The sequence below is a fragment of the Amycolatopsis sp. lyj-23 genome, from assembly GCF_046549135.1.
GTDB lineage: Bacteria > Actinomycetota > Actinomycetes > Mycobacteriales > Pseudonocardiaceae > Amycolatopsis.
Genome location: NZ_JAJPWN010000020.1, coordinates 13647 through 31458, shown reverse-complemented (window position 1 = coordinate 31458; position 17812 = coordinate 13647). Strand labels below are relative to the sequence as shown.

The following is a 17812-nucleotide window of genomic DNA, read 5'->3' as shown; positions in this document are numbered from 1 at the left end:
GCCTTGGAATGTGCAAGCCGCTCTAGTTGGAGTGATTTTTGTGAACAAGCTTCGTGTCGTCGGTGTCGGCATCACCGCGGCCGCCGTCCTGACCCTCACCGCGTGCGGCAGCGGCTCCGGCTCGTCGAACAACGCGAGCAGCAGCTCAATGGCCCCGTCCAGCTCGATGTCCGCGCCGATGACCAGCGCCGGCGCGACCGGGTCCCCCGACGGCGTGACCACCAACGCCGACGTGTTCGGCCCGGCGTGTTCGCAGCTGCCGCAGGGCTCCGCCCCCGGCTCGCTGGACTCGATGGGCCCGCAGCCGGTCGCCTCGGCCGCGTCGACGAACCCGCTGCTGACCAAGCTGGTGGCGGCCGTCAAGGCCACCAACCTGGTCGACACGCTGAACAGCCAGGAGGCCATCACGGTGTTCGCGCCGGCCGACCCGGCGTTCGCCGCGCTGGGTGACGCCAAGTTCAACGAGCTCGCCGGCAAGCCCGCCGAGCTGGCGCCGATCCTGCAGTACCACGTCGTCGGCAAGCGCTACGACGCCAAGGGCCTCGCCGCGGCCGGTTCGGTCGACACGCTCAACACCGCCGGTGGCCCGGTCAAGATCGAGGGCTCGGGTGACAACATGACGATCAACGGCGCGAAGATCCTGTGCGGCAACATCCCCACGAAGAACGCCACCGTCTTCGTGATCGACAAGGTGCTGACCCCCGGCACCAACAAGTAACCCGGCCTCCGGGACACACCCTTCCTTTGCGGGAGGCCCGGATATGCGGCCGCCGCAACTCCTCCGACGGATGGAGCTGCGGCGGCCGTGCCACATCCACCGAACGTCCCCCACTCGGGACGTAGGTGGCTCCGACCAGCGGCGGCGGGTTGCGGGATGCCGCCGCTGGGGACGCCGAAAGCGGCGGCGTTCCGCCGGCCGTCGTCACCGCCGGATCACTCCCGGGCTGTGGCGACGGCCGGCCTTCCTACAACGCTGACCGCTGAAGCGTGCAGGTGAGGCGCCCTGCTGGGTGCGCCGTGCTGTACCGGCATGCCTGACCGTCCGACGGTGGCCGACGGAAATCCCGATGACCGGACGGCGTTGCCCGCGGTTACAGCGGCGCGGCGGTATGGATCAGAGTCGAACGTATCAGGTCGTCCTGGCGGACACAGAGGACGACGAACGCCACGTTCGTCAGGTCTTGCAGCTGCCCTTTCATCGTTTGTGTGGCGTCGACTGCTGCTTGGCACCACGCGCGGGTGACGGAACGACCAGCACTTCTCGACAGCCCCGACAGCGGAGGCGCGCGGGCGTTACCCGATTTGTCGGCGAACTCTCACCAGGTCGGACGATTGCGCAACGTGTACCCCCGTCGGAACCTGGCGGGTTTCGCCTAGCGTGACGCGCGTCTGGTGCACACCAGAGGAGTAAGGCCGCGGAGCTTGGGCGTAGATCGGTGCGGCGGCTGCGTCAGTGGGCCGGCAAGTCGACTTCGGTGTGCCGTGTGGCGAGCGCCGAAGCGACCTCGGCGAGCTTGACGTTCAGGTTCTGGGAGGTGCGCCGCAGCACGTCGAAGGCTGCCTCGGCCGAGACGCCACGGCGGGCCATGATGATGCCCTTGGCCTGGCCGATCACATCCCGGCTCTCGATCGCCTTGCGCAGGTGCGCAGCTTGAAGTTCGGCTCGCGTCACGGCGTGGGTCGTGGCCAGGGCCAGTGACGCGTGAGTCGCCAGCAGCAGCAAGACGTCCAGATCGGCCCAGTTCAGCCCATTGGCGGAGCGGGAGAAGACATTGAGGGCGCCGATGGAGCGTCCAGCTGGCGACCCGGGAATCAGGGCGGTCGCGAGAACGGACCGGACACCAAGGTCTACAGCGGCCGGCGCCCACTGCGGCCAGAGTGGCTCGTCGGCCAAGTCGGGGCACAGGGCGACGGCGGGGCCGCTGGGGACGGCGGCTTCGACGCACGGGCCTTCACGGAACTGGTACTGCAGCAGGTCCAGTTCGGTGGCGATGTCACCGGTGGCTACCGGGGTGTGGAAGCCACCGTCGTCGTCGGCAGGGTGAAGCTAGCCAGGTCGGCGGCTGGGACCATCACGGTGGCGGCATCGAGCACGCGCTGCAGCACGTCCTCGACCGAAGGAGCGGCCAGCAATGTAGCCGTCAGCTGGGCGAACTGTTCAGCCAGCGGCCCCGGCCAGACTGGGCCCGGTTGGCGCCGGAGGTGAACGCTCGTCTGCCGAGCTGCCGGTCCTGCTCGCTGGTCATGCCGTTCTCCCTGGTGTTGCGCGGAGGACGGCTGCCTGCTTAACCATCGCCGAGAAACAACTTAGCCGCCTGTACCGCTGCTCGACGAGTTCGGGAGGTTTCGACGCGCCCCGACCGGGTAACGAAGGGCTAGGTCTGATCGACTCGTACGAGATCCGCGCGGACCTAGACCCCGCCGGCTCTAAAACCTGGGCCGGCGGGGTCGCACCGTCCAGGCGACGTCCCGCGACAGACTCGCTGGCCGCTCGTTCACAGCCCTCCGGCAAGTTCGGTGCACTTCCTCGACTTTGCCACCAGTGGCTGGGTCCACCCCGAGCGCGGCGGCTGGGAGGAGGTCCCGTACTGGCTGCGTGGTTACGTCGACCTCGCCGCGGTGACCGGCGATGCGACGACGCTGGCCACCGTCCGCCGCTGGATCGACGGCATCCTCGCCACCCAGCAACCCGACGGCTTCTTCGGCCCCACCGCGCTGCGCAGCGCGCTCAACAACGGCCCCGACTTCTGGCCGTACCTGCCGCTGCTGCAGGCGCTGCGCTCGTGGCAGGAGTACACCGGCGATGCGCGGATCGTTCCTTTCCTGACGCGGTTCTTCCGTTACACGAACGCCCAAGACAAGAGCGCGTTCGACTCCAGCTGGGTGTCCGTGCGCTGGGGCGACGGCCTCGACAGCGTCTTCTGGCTCTTCAACCGCACCGGTGACACCTTCCTGCTCGACCTCGCCGACAAGATCCACACCTACGGCGCCAACTGGGTCCGGAACCTGCCAAGTCTGCACAACGTCAACGTCGCCCAAGGCTTCCGCGAGCCGGCGCAATACGCGCTGCGAACCGGCTCGACTGAGCTGACCCAGGCCACCTATTCCGACTACGCCACCATCATGGCCGCGTACGGCCAGTTCGCCGGTGGTGGCTTCGCCGGGGACGAGAACGCCCGGCCCGGCTTCGGTGACCCGCGGCAGGGGTTCGAGACCTGCGGGATCGTCGAGTTCATGGCCAGCCACCAGCTACTGACCCGACTGACCGGCGACCCGGTATGGGCCGACCGCTGCGAAGACCTGGCCTTCAACTCCCTGCCCGCCGCGCTCGACCCGACCGGCCGCGCGGGCACTACATCACCAGCGCCAACAGCGTCGACCTCGACAATCTGCCCAAGAGCGAAGGTCAGTTCCAGAACGGCTTCGCGATGCAAGCCTACCTGCCAGGCGTCGACCAGTACCGCTGCTGCCCGCACAACTACGGCATGGGCTGGCCGTACTTCACCGAAGAACTCTGGCTTGCCACCCCGGACCACGGGCTCGCCGCCGCCATGTACTCGGCGAGCAGCGTGACCGCAAAGGTCGGCGACGGAACCTCCGTGACCATCACCGAAGACACCGCCTACCCCTTCTCCGAGCAGATCATCCTCACCGTCCGGACACCGCGCCGGCTGCCGTTCCCCCTCTACCTCCGCATCCCCACCTGGTGCGCGACGCCACGGCTCACGGTGGCGGGCACACCCGTCGCGGCACCGGCCGGGCCGGCGTTCCTCAAGATCGACCGGGCCTGGGCGGACGGCGACGTCGTCATCCTGACCCTGCCCCAACACACGACCACCCGGACGTGGGCGGCGAACCACGACTCCGTGTCGGTCGACCACGGCCCGCTGACGTACTCGCTGAAGATCGGCGAGAACTACGAGCGCCTGGGCGGCAGCGCGCAGTTCCCGGAGTACGCGGTGCACGCGACGACCCCGTGGAACTACGGGCTGGCGGCCGGCGCGGCGTTGACGTTTTCCGCGTCGAACGGTCCGCTGCCCGCCAACCCGTTCACGCCGGAAACCACGCCGGTGCAGATCACCGCAGCCGTCCGCAGGATCGCCGAGTGGACGGTGGACGAGCAGAACGTCGTCACGCCGCTGCAGCCGTCCCCGGCTCGCAGCGAGGCACCGGTCGAAACCGTCACGCTGATTCCGATGGGCGCCGCACGGCTACGCATCACGTCGTTCCCGACAGCCTCGCCTGATGGACACCCGTGGTCGCCGGGCGGCGGCGGGGCGGGCTTCCGAATCATGAACCGGAACTCCGGCAAGGTGCTGGGCGTGGACCAGATGTCGACCGCCGACAGCGCGCGTGTAGTGCAGTTCTCCGACAACGGCACCGACGACCACGTCTGGCACCTCGTGACGAACGGCGACGGCTGGTACCGGTTCCGCAACCACTACTCGGGCAAGGTCCTCGGCGTGGACCAGATGTCCACGGCAGACAGCGGTCGCGTCGTGCAGTTCACCGACAACGGCACCGCTGACCACCTGTGGCAGCTCGTCGACAACGGCGACGGCTGGTGGCGGCTGAAGAACCGCAACTCCGGCAAGGTTCTCGGCGTCGACGGAATGTCGACGGCGGACAGCGCGCAGGTCGTCCAGTTCGGCGACACGGGCACCGCGGACCATCTGTGGCTGCTCGTCCCGGACGGCCGGGTGCGGATCGAGAACCGCAACTCCGGCAGAGTTCTCGGCGTCGACCAGATGTCCACCGCCGACAGCGCACGGGTTGTCCAATTCTCCGACAACGGCACCGACGACCACCTGTGGACCTTCGAACCGACGCCGGCCGGCTGGTTCCTCATCCGCAACGCCCACTCAGGCAAGGTGCTCGGCGTCGACCTTGCGTCCACGGCAGACAGTGCGATCGTCGTCCAGTTCACCGACAACGGCACCGCTGACCATCTGTGGCGGCTGCGCTAGCCGATCCGTCCGACCGACACTGCGTCCATGATGCGTGCCCTGAACCTTCACAGGGCAGACCACCAACCGCTGCTGTCCGATGTCACTCCAGCTTTGTGCATTCCGACGGGGAGGCCCTGCCGGTATCAGCTGCTTAGGCCGCTCACCCCGTTCGATCGAGCCCAGCAGGATCGACACGCCCGTCGACGCCTTGCGGAGATGTTCTGCGCCACGGTCGTCAGCTTCGGGACGACGCAGCCACACAGATCAGGATCGTCGAAGCCGACCACCGAGGCGTCCTGCGGCAGCCGTGGACGATGCCGATCGCAAGGAGGTCCGCCATAGCGAACGCCGCGGTCACGCTGAGGTGACGACCCGGCAGGGCCAGCCCTTCCGCCCGGCCGGTTGACCGGGTTCCACGGCCCCAACGGCGCGGGCGAGTCCGCCACAATCCGGCTGATCCGTGGCCTGGACGCGCCGACCAGTGGCCGGGTCCTGGTCGACGGCCGGCCGTACCGGACGCTCGACCGGCCCCGGCGGCAAGTCGGTGCCCTGCTCGACGCGGCCGCCATGCACGGTCGCCGCCCCGCCACCGCTTTGACGGCCGGGCTGCTGTTCCTCGCCGTCACGCTGCGGAAGGCCGTCTCCCCTGACGGCGCCATCACCCTCTCCCGTTGGGCACCTGGCGTCATCACCGAAGACTGACCTGAACCACCTTCCACGACCCGGCATGGCCGTCGGCGAGCTTCGCGAGACTGGTCTGTCTGACCTACCTGACCGTCACGATCACGGCCGCGGCGGTGTGCGTCACCCGCCGCGACGTCTGAGCGCCCGGCGTCGTACCGCGGTACTACACGGCGTGCCGGATCACCTCCCGCGGTACCACGGTGATCCCCGTTTCCCTGCCTACCGTTGAGGACATGAACGAGCCGGGTCGTCCGGCCCGCGGACACAGGGTATGACCGATGATCGAGGCGCAGCAGCTGACGAAGCGTTACGGGGAGAAGACGGCGGTGGACCGGCTGGACTTCACCGTCCGGCCGGGCACCGTCACCGGGTTTCTGGGACCCAACGGCGCCGGGAAGTCCACCACCATGCGGCTGATCGTCGGCCTGGACGCCCCGACCGGCGGCTCGGTGCGGGTCAACGGCCGCCGCTACGCCGAGCACACCGCACCGCTGCAGGAGGTCGGCGTCCTGCTGGAAGCGAAGTCCATCCACCCCGGACGGTCGGCCTTCGACCACTTGCTCGCCCAGGCCCAGACCCACGGCATCCCGCGCCGGCGGGTGGACGAGGTGATCGAGCTGACCGGACTGCAGTCCGTGGCGAAGAAGCGCGCGGGAAGCTTCTCGCTCGGGATGGGCCAGCGGCTGGGGATCGCCGCGGCGCTGCTCGGCGACCCGGCCACGGTCATGCTGGACGAGCCGGTCAACGGGCTCGACCCCGAAGGCGTCCTGTGGATCCGGAACCTGCTCACCGAGCTCGCCGCCGACGGGCGCACCGTGTTCGTGTCCTCACACCTGATGACCGAGATGGCGCTGGTCGCCGAACACCTCATCGTCGTCGGCCGCGGCCGGCTGCTCGCCGACACCACGGTGGCCGATCTCGTGCGCGAGGCCGGCGGGGACACCGTGCAGGTGGCCACCGCGGACCCGGCGCGGCTGCGCGAAGTCCTGGCCGGCCCGGGCGTGGAGATCGCCGGCCGCAGCGGCTCCGAGGAACTGCAAGTGACCGGCCTGTCCGCTCGGAAGATCGGGCTCACGGCGGCCGAGCACGGCATTCCGCTGTTCGAACTCACCGCGAAGACCGTCTCCCTCGAAGAGGCCTTCATGGATCTGACCCGCGATGCCGTCGAGTACCACGGCGTCACCACCGGCATCGACACGCTCGGGAGGGCGGCATGAGCACCATGACCACGAACCCGGCCGAGACGGCCGCGCCCACCCGGCCGGCCTACCGGGTGACCTGGCGCCACGTCCTGCGCTCGGAGTGGACGAAGCTGTGGTCGCTGCGCTCGACGTGGATCACCTTAAGCCTCGGTCTGGTGTTCCTGGTCGGCTTCGGCCTGATCTCCGCCGCCCGGTACCAGTCGAACGTCACCTCCGGTCAGCCGCTCGACCCGGACTTCGCGCAAGCCACCGCCGTCAGCCTGTCCCTGTTCGGACCAACTTCGCTCAGCTGGCCCTGGGCGTCCTCGGGGTCCTGGTCGCCGCCGGCGAGTACTCGACCGGGATGATCCGCTCCACGCTGACCGCCGTCCCGCGCCGCCTGCCCGTGCTCTGGGCCAAATCCGGAGTCTTCGGACTGGTCGCCTTGCTCGTCGGGACGGCCGGTGCATTCCTCGCCTTCCTCTTCGGGAGCGGCATCGTTTCCGGGACCCCGGCGGCGATGACGCTCTCGGACGCGGGCGTCGTGCGCAGCCTGCTCGGCGCCGGGCTGTACCTCGGGCTCGTCGGCGTGATCGGAGTCGCAGTGGGCGCACTGCTGCGCTCGGTGGCCGGGGGCATCTCGGTCCTGGTCGCCGCGCTAATGCTGATCCCGGGCCTCGTCTCGCTGCTCCCGAAAGCGTGGCAGACCGACCTCGGCCCCTACCTGCCCAGCAACGCGGGCCAGTCGATGTTCGCCCTCACGCACGACAGCACCAGCCTGTCCCCCACCGCCGGGCTGCTCGTGTTCCTCGGCTGGACCGTGCTGACGCTGGGTGGTGCCGCCGTCCGGCTGGTCCGCTCCGACGCTTGAGTCCCCCGGTGCCGGCGATCGTCGTCCACGATGGACAGGTGACCCACGTGAGCAGCAGCGACCACGCCGACACCGGCGGGTGGCCGGCACATCCCCTCGTCGCGCGGCTGACGCGGCTCGGGCACCGGCTCCGGCAGGCGGACCGGCGCCGTCCGTGGGTGCTGGACCTGGCCGTCATCGCCGCGATGTTCCTGCTGTTCTGCCTGCCGGACCTGGTCCCCCACCAGGAAGACGGACGCGGTCCGGAGCAGCTGCTGCTCACGTTCACCCACCTGCCGGTGGGTGGCACCCTGGCCCTGCAGGCCGGTCTGCTGCTGCCGCTGCTGTGGCGGCGGCAGGCCCCGTCGACCACCCTGGCGATGACGGCGGCGGTGTTCGTGGTGCAGTGGTCGCTCGGCGTCTTCCTGCGCGCCGACGTCGCCCTGCTCGTCGCGTTGTACAGCGTCACGCTGCACGGGCGGCTCCGGCACCTGCCGTGGGCTTGCGCGGCCATGATCGGGCTGCTGCTGCCCGTCGCGGCCAGGATGTCGGCCGTGGCGTCCCTCCCGGAGGCACTGTTCTTCCTGCTCAGCGCCGTGACCGCGGCCGTCACCCTCGGCCTGGCGGTCCGGATCCGCCGGGCCCAGCTCGCCGGCCTGCGCGACCGGGCGGCCCGGCTGGAGGTCGAACGCGACCAGCGCAGCAGACTGGCCACCGCCACCGAACGCGCCCGCGTCGCCCGCGAGATGCACGACATCATCGGCCACCACCTGTCGGTCATCATCACCCTGGCCGACGGCGGCGCCTACGCCGCCGACGTCACCCCACACCGGAGCAAGGAAGCTCTCCAGCTCGTCGGCGACGCCGGGCGCCAGGCCCTCGGCGAACTGCGGCGCATGGTGGGCGTCCTTCGCGACCGGGCGGACGCGCCCGAACTGAATCCCCAGCCCGGCATCACCGACGTCGAGGAATTGTGCACCCGGTTCCGCGCTGCCGGGCCCGAGGTCGTCTACCGCTCGGCCGGGGAACTCGACACCCTCGACCGCGGAGTGCAGCTGATGGCCTATCGCATCGTCCAGGAGGCGCTCACCAACACCCTCAAGCACGCCGGGCCGCACACCCGGATCGACGTCCTGGTCGCCGCCGCGGACGCGAAGCTGCGCGTCCACGTCCAGGACGCGGGACGGCCCGACCGCACCGGCCCGCTCGCACCACCCGCCGAGGAAGGGCACGGGCTGGCCGGGATGCGCGAACGCGCCGCCCTCTACGGCGGCACCGTCACCGCGGGGCCCGCGGCGACCGGCGGATGGACCGTCCAAGCCGTCCTGGACCTCACCCCGCTCACCGGCGGTGCGGCGTGACCAGCGTGCTCATCGTCGACGACCAGCCGCTGCAGCGGTTCGGTTTTCGGATGCTGCTCGAGGCCACGCCCGACACCGAGGTCGCCGGCGAAGCCGCGCACGGCGCCGAGGCCGTGCGGCGGACGGCCGAGCTGCGGCCGGACGTCGTCCTCATGGACATTCGCATGCCCGGAATGGACGGCATCGAAGCCACCCGCCGGATCCTCGCCACCGGCGGCCGCTCCCGCGTCCTCGCCCTCACCACCTTCGACCTGGACGAGTACGCCTACGCCGCCCTGCGCGCAGGAGCCAGCGGCTTCCTGCTCAAGGACGCTCATCCGGAGGAGCTGCTGGCGGGGATCCGCGCCGTCGCCGGCGGCGACGCCGTCATCGCCCCCGCCCTGACCCGCCGGCTCCTCGACACCTACGCCCACCACCTGCCCGCGGACACCGCCCGCCCACGGGAACAGACCGATCCCCGCTGGCGCTCCCTCACCGAACGCGAACAGGAAATCCTGGTCGCGATCGGCCACGGCTGGACCAACGGCGAGATCGCCGAACGCCTCGTCCTGTCCGAATCCACCGTCAAAACCCACGTCGGGCGGGTGCTCGCGAAAATCGGTGCCCGAGACCGCATCCAAGCAGTCATCCTGGCCCACGACCTCGGCCTCACCCGCCCCAATGCACCCGGCTGACGGCGCTGTGCCCCATCGCCCGCCGGGTGTCGGCACGGCAACACGATGGTGCTCGCCGCGACGAGGGGCCGGTGCCGGGATCGATGTCACGCACACCGCGGTGAGGGGCCAGCCCGGCCGGGACCGCCCGGCGATACCCGGAGGCGAGTCCGGGAACCTGAAGCGCAGCCGCGTCGTCCTGTGTGCCAGACGAAGATTTCGCCCTAGACGGTGCATCGGCTGAACAGCCATACGACGACGGTGGTTCTTCGCAGCCACCGCAGTCGACCGCCGGATCGGCGCCGCTCAGCCGGCACGGTGGTCACGTTCCAAGCCGGCGGTGTGAGGGGTGGTCGCCGCAACGCCGGTCTGGTGCACAATCAGGGACGCGAGCCCGCCGTCGGCGGTGACGACGGCGAAAGCGAGTGCGGTGGGTGTCGGCGGGCGGTCCAGTCGGCATGGAACTCGTTCCCGGCCGCGTCCAGCCACCGCTGGCCCGGCCTGCGGCAGGCACCTCACCCGCCGGGACCGGGTACCCGGCAGCGGCAAACAGTAGGTGTTCGCAGCCGATACAACCGTGGCCGAGGTCCCACGCCGCCGCTGGCACAGGTGACGATCCGACGTGCGTCGGCGTCGGCGTCGGCGTCGGCGTCGGCGTCGGCGTCGGCGTCGAACAAGGGAATCCACGGTCAGCCCATGCTCCGACGGCCATGCTTGCGGTGCGCCCGTCTGTTCGGTGACGCCGAGCCGGGCCACAATGTCCTCCCAGCTCCAACCAACGTATGAACATCGAGCTAACTCAGCCGCCGACGGCCCTCGATGGCCTTTGTCGATAGAGTCCGGCGACCGCGCGGACGACGGAAACCGGCAGGGATGTCAATATTCGTTGTCGACTGAGGAAAGACGCCCCGTTGGTCGACGGTGCTCCCGCTATGGGGTGGTTGACTGCGCAAGTTGTTCGCGTACGGTCTGGGGTTGACGGCCGAGGAGACCACTGAGCAGCGGGTCGACGCCAGCGAAGTAGCCCTGATGGGCAGCCTGATACATGCCGAGGGTGAAGCGAGCCATGGAGTCTTGCTGCCCTGCGCCGACCTGGGCGGCAACCCACTCGTCCGGATCAATCACCACCCGCTCGATCGTGCGCCCGGCTAGTTCCGACGCGATCACGGCAATGTCCTCGAACGTAATAGCCGTTCTCGCGGTAAGCGTCGTTGGGCCCTCGTAGGAACCGTCCGAAGCGAGAATTGCAGCCGCGGCTTCGGCGGCGTCCTCCCGCGCTGTCCATGACACGGGCCCGTCAGCAGGCACACAAATCGATCCCGTCTCGCGCCACGGCCCCAGCAGCCAGTCCAGACTGTGCAGGTAGAAGCCGTTGCGCAGGGAGGTCCAAGCGACGCCAGACTCGGCGAGCAACTGCTCGGTGGCGGCATGGTCACGCCCCGGGCGGAACGGGCTGTCGGGTGCTGCTCCCTGGTGGCTTGTGTACAGGATACGGCCGACCCCCACGGCGACGGCCGCCTCAATCGCGGCACGGTGCAGAGACACCGCATCAGCATGGGGATCGTTCGACGAGACGAGCAGCAGCTGATCGGCACCGGCGAATGCGGCCGGCAAGGACTCCGCATCGGCGTAGTCGCCGCGCCGCACCTCGACGCCTTGCTCGACGAAGCGCTGAGCCTTACCCGGGTCGCGCACCGCAACGACGATGTCGCCGGCGGGGAGGCGGCCCAGCAGATGATCGACGGTGGCGCCGTTGAGCGCACCGGTCGCTCCGGTAACGATGATCACAGCCAACCTCCCGATATCGATGTAACTATCCATATGATATCATTGAAACTAAGCTGGTAGCACTGATCAGTTATCGTCGCTACCTAGCCGACGTGGCAGCGGCTGAAGCGGAACGCCGGCGTAGGTCGTTGACATGGCACGGCGAGTCTCGTTGGCGAAGGCGGCCCGAGGTGCAGCCGCTCTCGGCATCGACCGTAACGAGCCTGACCTTCGTCGCCGCGATCGTCGCCACTGTTGTGTACCTGTCGGTGACGAAGTCGGACGTTATCTCCGACCGAGGAGCCAGCCGAGCCGACGCATCAGCCCGCGGCGGTTTGTGGCAGAAGACCGTGTTTCTCGCCGTCGTCCTCACCGCCGGGATCGTCGGCTAAACCCTCCGAACAGCAGCGCTGCAGGAAACATCTCGGCTTCGGTCGCAGCGCCGCCGGCTCTTGGCCAGCCCGCTCAGCCGGCGCAACCTCCGACGTTCCCGCTCGGCGACCTCTCGACGTTCCGCGGCATCACCCAGGACACCGGCAGCGGCAACCAGGCGGCCGCCACCAGCCGCGCCGACGACCTGGAAATGCCTTGGGACAATGCGGAAGCCCGGCTGAAGCCGAAGGATAAGGCCGAGTTGAGGCGAGTCCACGGCAGAATCGACTAAGTCCCGCGTGGACTCCAGGCTGCCAACTGGGATCGGGCCGGCGACAAAGGACGCCCTCACCACGTTGCTCAGCGCCTTCGGCTGACGGCACCAAGGCGCGGACAGGGTTCGATGGCCCAGGCCGTGACCGGACCGGAGCGGGTCAGCCGTCGTGACCGTGCTCGATGGCCTCAGGGCCGTGACCTTCGAACCCGTCCGCGCCGAAGCCGTGCACGGCGGCCACGACGATCGCCGCGGCAATCAGCAGTCCGATGAGCGCGGTCAGGACGATCAGCAGCCGACGGCGGCCGGGAGTGGCTTCGGGCGTCCGGCCGCGCAGCACGGCAAGATCGGCGGCAAATGCGACGCGCGCGGCAGTCAGGATCTGCCGCCAGCCCACCGCGGTATCCGATTCCACCTCCGGCAGGTCCGCAGTCAATTCGGCCAGCTCGTGCCGGAAACGGAGTTCTTCGAGCCGGCCGAGGCGTTCCTCGACCTCGTCCATCCGCAGGCGGCCTTCCCCGGCCGCCGCGTAGAGGGCGGCCCGGACCTCCTCACGTTCCGCATCCGAACAGCGGATCCCCGCGGGCACAGTCGAGCCAGGCGCGTTCTCGCTCATCATTCCTCTTCACTTTCGTCAACACTTCTCCCGAGGCTAACTGCGAAAAAGGCACCGAGGCGCCACCGAACGTCAATCTTCGATGAGAGTTCCGATCGCTCCCAGCAACGTCAACTACAGCTACTTTGAGTCATCGACGATCGGACGGAGGGACACCGGGTGCACTTGGTGATCATCGACGACGAGACCGCTTTACAGGACTCGCTCTCGCGAACCCTGCGGTTCGAGGGTTACACCGTCTCGGTCGCCGGCGACGGCGCGTCGGGGCTCACGACGGTCCGCGCCGAAAGCCCCGACGGAGTGCTGCTCGACGTCACCATGCCGGTCCTCGGCGGCTTGGAAGTGTGCCGGGTCCTGCGCGCCGAGGGCAACACGGTGCCGGTCCTGATGCTGACCGCGCGGACAACCGTGACCGACCGCGTGGCCGGTCTGGACGCGGGTGCGGACGACTACCTCGTCAAGCCGTTCGCGCTGCAGGAGCTGCTGGCCCGGGTGCGGGCCCTGCTGCGCCGCACCGAATACAACACCCCGCTCGAGCCCCCGGCCCCGGCAGTACTGCGGTTCGCCGACGTGGCACTCGACCCGGCCACGCGGGAGGTGTGTCGCGGCGAGCGCCGCTTACACCTGACCCGCACCGAGTTCGCGATGCTCGAGACCTTCCTGCGCCACCCCCGGATCGTGCTCACCCGCACCGCGATGTTCGAGCACGTCTGGGGCTACGACTTCGGCAGCGCGTCCAACGGCTTAGACGTCTACGTCAGCTATCTGCGCCGCAAGCTGGAAGCCGAGGGCGAGCCGCGGCTGCTGCACACCGTGCGCGGCGTGGGCTACGTCCTGCGCGAGGAACCGCTGTGAAACGGCCCCGCTGGAAGGGTCTGTCCCTGCGCGCCCGGCTCGGTGTCCTCGTCGCCGCCGCGGTCGCGCTCGCCGTGGTGACGGTGTCGATGATTTCCTGGAGCATCACCCGGGCCGACCTCTACGACCAGTTCGACGCCCGGCTGCAGTCCTACGCCCAGCTCGCGGCGACGACTGCGTCGCCGCAGGAAGCCCTCGCGGCCCTGCGCTCGGCCGACGACCGGCCACGGCCCGGCCACGACAGCCTGACCGTGCAGTTCCTTTCCGCCACCGGCGCGATCACCGGGACCGCGGGTGCGAAACCGGAGATTCCCCCGTCGCCAGTGGACGCCCCCGTCGCTGCGGGCGCCGCCGGGCGCTCCTCCGACGTCCGGCGCATCGACGGCGACCGCTACCGCGTGTGGACGGCCCGGCGCCCCGACGGCGGTGCGGTCCAGGTCGCCGAGGACTCCGAAGCCGTCGATGACACGCTCGGCCGGCTGGGTTTCTGGCTGCTCGTGGTCTCCGGTGCTGGCGTGCTCGGTGCAACCCTGGTGGGCCGGGCGATCGCCCGCTCGGCCCTGCGCCCGGTCGACGAACTCACCTACGCAGCCGAGAACGTCGCCCGCACGCAGGAGCTGTCGGCGGCCATCGACGTCACCGCGACCGGTGGAATCGGCCGGCTCGCCACGTCCTTCAACGCGATGCTCACGGCCTTGAGCCGCTCCCGCGACGAGCAACGACGCCTCGTCGAGGACGCGGGGCACGAGCTGCGCACCCCCTTGACGAGCCTGCGCAACAACATCGAGCTGCTGATCCACGCGGACGCCAACCCCCAGCGGCACCTGTCGGCCGAAGATCGGTCGCGGCTGCTGACCGACCTCGACACCCAGGCCGTCGAGCTGACGGCGTTGATCAGCGAGCTGGTCGAGTTGTCCACCGGCGAACGGCCGAGCGAGGCGGCGGAACGCCTCGACCTAGCCAATGTCGTCGGCTCGGCCGTCGAGCGAACGCGGTCGCGATGGCCGAACGTCACGTTCGAGGCCGAACTGGCCAAAGCCGACGTGGTCGCCCGCCCCGCAGCGGTCGAACGAGCGCTGCTCAACGTGCTCGACAACGCCGCCAAGTGGTCGCCACCCGGCGGCACCGTGCGGGTGGCCATGACGGTCGAGGACGGCTCGGTGTGCGTGCGCGTCGACGATGAAGGCCCGGGCATTCCCGAGGCTGACCTGCCGCACGTGTTCGAGCGGTTCTACAGAGCCGACGCCGCCCGCGCCCTCCCCGGCTCCGGGCTCGGCCTGGCGATCGTCGAGCAGGTCCTCATCCAGCACGGCGGCAGCGCCGCGGCGGCCCGGCTCGCCGACGGCGGCGCGCGCTTCGATCTCGCGCTGCCACTGGCCGCTTCTTAGCGAAACCGCGCCCGATCTTCATCGAACTCTCATGGGCGGCCAGCACCGTCTGAGGAGTGACTTCCCGGACCGCGCTTTCACCCGCCTCGCCGGCGACACTGACGCTGGTCCTGGCCGCTGTCGCCCAGATGATCATCGCCGGCTTGACCCTCGGCTTCGCCGGCACTGTCAGTCCTTGGCGTGATCCGGTCAGCGACTACGCCTGGCACCGCGGCGGCCGGTTGTGCTTCGTCGTGGCCGTCGTCCTGCTGCTAGCCGCGGCCGCCACGCTCGCGACGGCCGCCCGCCTCGCCGCGTTGCCTCGCAGCCCGCTGGCCGGGGTCCTGTTCCTGCTCTGGACGACGGGGCTCCTGGTGATCCTCTTGTTCCGCAGCAATTCCAGTGCCGAGAACGTCACCGTGTCCGGCGAGATCCACCGCGCCGGCGGAGCGGTGCTGTTCGTCAGCCTCCCCTTCGCGGCGTGGACGTTGAGCGCCCGGCTGCCCGCGGAACCGCGTTGGTCCGCCCTTGCGGCGACGCTCCGGCGTGCTGCGGTCGCTGGAATGGTCACCGCGGCGGCGTTCGCGACCGCCCAGGTCGTCGGCTGGCTCCCCCTCGGCCTGCTCGAACGGGTCGCCTTGCTGGCCGAGTTCCTGATCGTCGCCACCGTGGCCACCGCGCTGCGCCGGGCTTCCGGCACTCCGTCCCGAGCCGCCGAGGCCGCCGCCCGGGAGGTCATCCGATGACCGCTCTCGCCATCGCGGTCGCCTTGCTCGCCGCCACGCTGTTCGCGGTGGCCGCCACCCGGCAGCACACCGAGGTCACTGGACTGGCTGCCGGCGGCACTCCCGAACTGCGGACCCTGGCGCGGTTGCTGCGCTCACCCGGCTGGTGGGCAGGTACCGCCTTGGCCACCAGCGGCAGCTTGTTGCACGTCGTCGCGCTGTCGCTGGCTCCGCTCCCGGTCGTCCAGCCCCTCGGGGTGTTCAGCCTGGTCCTGACCGTCCTCTTCGGAGGCCGTGGCCGCGATCGGCGGGTGCGCTCGGCCGTCGTGCTCGTCGTCGCGGGGGTTTCCGGGTTCGTAGTTCTCGCGGCGTCCGCCACCTCCGCGGCGGCGGTCCGCCCGGGCACCGCCGAAGTGGTAGCTGTGCTCGGATTCGTGATAGCGGCCTTCGCGTGGTTCACCCGCGCCGGGTGCGCCCTGCTCGCCACCGCAGCGGCCGTCCTCTTCGGACTCGGCTCGTCCGTGGTGCACGCAGCCGCGTCGCAGCCGCCGGTCACGGCTGTCCTGCTCGGCGGCCAGGCCTTGCTGCTGCTCGGCGCCGGTGGGGTCCTCCTGCACCGCGCCTACGCCGCCGGTTCCGCGGTCGTCGTCGTCGGCACCACGACCGTGCTCGATCCGATGACCGCTGTCGTCGTGGCTGCCCTGGCCTACGGCGAGGCCCCGAAGCCCGCGGCATTGATCGCCGCGGTAGTCGCTCTCGCCGGTGTGCGCGTGCTCGCCGGTGCCGTTCCGCACCTCCGCCCGACCTCCGAGGAGAATCCCGTGCCTGAGCACCCGACCGGCCTTCGCGTCCTGATCGGCGCCGACACGTTCCCGCCCGACATCAACGGCGCCGCGTTCTTCGCCGGACGCCTGGCCCGGGGCCTCGCCGGCCGCGGTCACGACGTCCACGTCGTCTGCCCGTCCGACGACGGTCCGGCCCGCATCGAGCAAAGCGACGGCTACACGATCCACCGCGTCCCCTCCCGGGCGATCCCCTTCCACCGCAACTACCGATTTTGCACGCCCGGAGCCGCACGCAGAGCTGCCGGCACCATCCTCGAGCAGGTCCGCCCGGGCATCGTCCACGTCCAAGCGCACTTCGGCGTCGGACGCGCTCTGCTCGAAGCGGCGGCCGAACGCGGCGTCCCCGGCATGGCCGCCAATCACTTCATGCCGGACAACCTGCTCGGCTACACGCCCTTCCCCCACCGGGTGAAGGACGCGCTCGCGCGCTGGGCGTGGAAGGACCTCGTGCGCGTCTACCGCAACGCCCGCATCGTGACCACGCCGACCCCGCGGGCGGCCGAAGTCCTCGGCGGCATCGGGCTCGGCCGACCCGCCCAGGTCATCTCGTGCGGCATCGACTTGGCGCACTACACGGCACCGGCTCGCCCCGCCGACCGCCCGATGTCGGTCCTGTTCGTCGGCCGCCTCGACGCCGAGAAGAACATCGACCAGCTGCTGCGCGCACTCGCCCCGCTGCCCCACGTCCGCGCGGACCTCGTCGGCGACGGCACCCGGCGGCGGGACCTGGAGGCGCTCGCCGGCGAACTGCGCATCGACGAGCGCGTCACCTTCCACGGCTTCGTGTCCGACACCGAGCTCGTACACCGATACGCCGAAGCCGACATCTTCTGCATGCCCGGCACCGCGGAGCTGCAGAGCCTCGCCACGATGGAGGCCATGGCCGCCGGCCTGCCGATCATCGCCGCCGACGCGCTCGCCCTGCCCCACCTGGTCCACCACGGCGAGAACGGCTACCTGTTCGAGCCCGGCGCGATCACCACAATCTCGCGGTGGATCGCCGACCTGGCCGCGGACCCGGACCAGCGAGCTCGAATGGGATCAGCATCACAAAACATCGTAGCCCGGCACGACATCAAGAGCGCATTGGCGGCTTTCGAGGCGCAGTACCGGATCCTGCTCGGACTTCCAGCACCGTCGAAGATCGAACAGGCCGCGTGACTGCCCCGGCCACTGGCCCAGTCCGCCATGCGCGCCGTGACCGTCGCCGCTCCGGGCGCAGTGAGCGCTTGGACGTAGGTGGCAGCCGGATAGACCAGCAGCGCGACGAAGACGATCAGTGCGCGCGGCAAGCGCTTTTGACCTCGTCTTAC

General features: G+C 69.9%; 16 protein-coding genes and 1 pseudogene. 14 read left to right on the top strand and 3 right to left on the bottom strand.

Going from position 1 to position 17812, the window contains the following annotated elements:
- Positions 1-40: 40 nt before the first annotated feature.
- Positions 41-718, top strand: a complete 678-nt coding sequence (locus ACLJPY_RS39590; protein ID WP_410596096.1) for a fasciclin domain-containing protein — start codon at positions 41-43, stop codon at positions 716-718.
- A 732-nt stretch (positions 719-1450) separates the two neighbouring features.
- On the opposite strand, the gene ACLJPY_RS39585 is transcribed toward ACLJPY_RS39590, so the two are convergent.
- Complete coding sequence (locus tag ACLJPY_RS39585; RefSeq protein WP_410596290.1) at positions 1451-1975, bottom strand: ANTAR domain-containing protein; 525 nt, start codon at positions 1973-1975, stop codon at positions 1451-1453.
- Positions 1976-2517: 542 nt separating this feature from the next.
- Between ACLJPY_RS39585 and ACLJPY_RS39580 the strand changes: the two genes are divergently transcribed.
- The 8 genes and pseudogenes from ACLJPY_RS39580 to ACLJPY_RS39545 all read left to right on the top strand — a co-directional run bounded on the left by ACLJPY_RS39580 (position 2518) and on the right by ACLJPY_RS39545 (position 9699).
- Complete coding sequence (locus ACLJPY_RS39580; RefSeq protein ID WP_410596095.1) at positions 2518-3573, top strand: beta-L-arabinofuranosidase domain-containing protein; 1056 nt, start codon at positions 2518-2520, stop codon at positions 3571-3573.
- Positions 3486-4967, top strand: coding sequence for an RICIN domain-containing protein (locus ACLJPY_RS39575; RefSeq protein ID WP_410596289.1), 1482 nt, complete (start codon positions 3486-3488; stop codon positions 4965-4967). The genes ACLJPY_RS39580 and ACLJPY_RS39575 overlap by 88 nt, the downstream gene beginning before the upstream one ends.
- A 381-nt stretch (positions 4968-5348) precedes the next feature.
- Positions 5349-5651 (top strand): annotated as a pseudogene (locus tag ACLJPY_RS39570) (ATP-binding cassette domain-containing protein); the annotation flags it as partial.
- A 260-nt stretch (positions 5652-5911) separates the two neighbouring features.
- A complete protein-coding gene (locus tag ACLJPY_RS39565; protein ID WP_410596094.1) occupies positions 5912-6850 on the top strand; it encodes an ATP-binding cassette domain-containing protein in 939 nt (312 codons plus the stop codon).
- Positions 6847-7182 carry a hypothetical protein gene (locus ACLJPY_RS39560; RefSeq protein WP_410596093.1) on the top strand — a complete coding sequence of 112 codons (336 nt, stop codon included), beginning with the start codon at positions 6847-6849 and terminating at the stop codon, positions 7180-7182. Before ACLJPY_RS39565 ends, ACLJPY_RS39560 begins: the two co-directional genes overlap by 4 nt.
- On the top strand, positions 7179-7685 hold the full coding sequence (locus tag ACLJPY_RS39555; RefSeq protein ID WP_410596092.1) for a hypothetical protein: 507 nt from the start codon (positions 7179-7181) through the stop codon (positions 7683-7685). The genes ACLJPY_RS39560 and ACLJPY_RS39555 overlap by 4 nt, the downstream gene beginning before the upstream one ends.
- Before the next feature lie 47 nt (positions 7686-7732).
- Positions 7733-9025: a sensor histidine kinase gene (locus tag ACLJPY_RS39550; RefSeq protein ID WP_410596091.1), complete on the top strand. Its 1293-nt coding sequence runs from the start codon at positions 7733-7735 to the stop codon at positions 9023-9025.
- Positions 9022-9699, top strand: coding sequence for a response regulator (locus ACLJPY_RS39545; RefSeq protein WP_410596090.1), 678 nt, complete (start codon positions 9022-9024; stop codon positions 9697-9699). Before ACLJPY_RS39550 ends, ACLJPY_RS39545 begins: the two co-directional genes overlap by 4 nt.
- 909 nt (positions 9700-10608) lie before the next feature.
- Here ACLJPY_RS39545 and ACLJPY_RS39540 read toward each other — a convergent pair.
- Entirely contained in the window at positions 10609-11499 is an 891-nt protein-coding gene (locus ACLJPY_RS39540; protein ID WP_410596089.1) for an NAD(P)H-binding protein, read from the bottom strand.
- Between the two features lie 137 nt (positions 11500-11636).
- Here ACLJPY_RS39540 and ACLJPY_RS39535 point away from each other — a divergent pair, with 137 nt between their 5' ends.
- The gene (locus ACLJPY_RS39535; RefSeq protein WP_410596088.1) at positions 11637-11837 is read left to right on the top strand and encodes a hypothetical protein; all 201 of its coding nucleotides are present in this window, start codon (positions 11637-11639) and stop codon (positions 11835-11837) included.
- A 414-nt stretch (positions 11838-12251) separates the two neighbouring features.
- Here ACLJPY_RS39535 and ACLJPY_RS39530 read toward each other — a convergent pair whose 3' ends face one another.
- Positions 12252-12707, bottom strand: a complete 456-nt coding sequence (locus ACLJPY_RS39530; protein ID WP_410596087.1) for a DUF1707 domain-containing protein — start codon at positions 12705-12707, stop codon at positions 12252-12254.
- A 159-nt stretch (positions 12708-12866) separates the two neighbouring features.
- On the opposite strand from ACLJPY_RS39530, the gene ACLJPY_RS39525 reads away from it, so the two are divergent.
- From ACLJPY_RS39525 to ACLJPY_RS39510, 4 genes are read left to right on the top strand one after another with little or no spacing between them, the layout of a single operon-like run.
- Positions 12867-13562, top strand: coding sequence for a response regulator transcription factor (locus tag ACLJPY_RS39525; RefSeq protein ID WP_410596086.1), 696 nt, complete (start codon positions 12867-12869; stop codon positions 13560-13562).
- Entirely contained in the window at positions 13559-14950 is a 1392-nt protein-coding gene (locus ACLJPY_RS39520) for an ATP-binding protein (protein WP_410596085.1), read from the top strand. The genes ACLJPY_RS39525 and ACLJPY_RS39520 overlap by 4 nt, the downstream gene beginning before the upstream one ends.
- A 56-nt stretch (positions 14951-15006) precedes the next feature.
- Complete coding sequence (locus ACLJPY_RS39515; protein WP_410596084.1) at positions 15007-15675, top strand: DUF998 domain-containing protein; 669 nt, start codon at positions 15007-15009, stop codon at positions 15673-15675.
- On the top strand, positions 15672-17660 hold the full coding sequence (locus ACLJPY_RS39510; protein ID WP_410596083.1) for a glycosyltransferase: 1989 nt from the start codon (positions 15672-15674) through the stop codon (positions 17658-17660). Before ACLJPY_RS39515 ends, ACLJPY_RS39510 begins: the two co-directional genes overlap by 4 nt.
- Positions 17661-17812 lie beyond the last annotated feature (152 nt).

Bases quoted from the DNA above. Each gene is read 5' to 3' on its own strand.
- ACLJPY_RS39560 (WP_410596093.1), top strand. From the start codon at position 6,847: ATGAGCACCATGACCACGAACCCGGCCGAGACGGCCGCGCCCACCCGG.
- ACLJPY_RS39540 (WP_410596089.1), bottom strand. From the start codon at position 11,499: ATGGATAGTTACATCGATATCGGGAGGTTGGCTGTGATCATCGTTACC.
- ACLJPY_RS39575 (WP_410596289.1), top strand. From the start codon at position 3,486: ATGGGCTGGCCGTACTTCACCGAAGAACTCTGGCTTGCCACCCCGGAC.
- ACLJPY_RS39565 (WP_410596094.1), top strand. From the start codon at position 5,912: ATGATCGAGGCGCAGCAGCTGACGAAGCGTTACGGGGAGAAGACGGCG.
- ACLJPY_RS39555 (WP_410596092.1), top strand. From the start codon at position 7,179: ATGATCCGCTCCACGCTGACCGCCGTCCCGCGCCGCCTGCCCGTGCTC.
- ACLJPY_RS39510 (WP_410596083.1), top strand. From the start codon at position 15,672: ATGACCGCTCTCGCCATCGCGGTCGCCTTGCTCGCCGCCACGCTGTTC.
- ACLJPY_RS39530 (WP_410596087.1), bottom strand. From the start codon at position 12,707: ATGAGCGAGAACGCGCCTGGCTCGACTGTGCCCGCGGGGATCCGCTGT.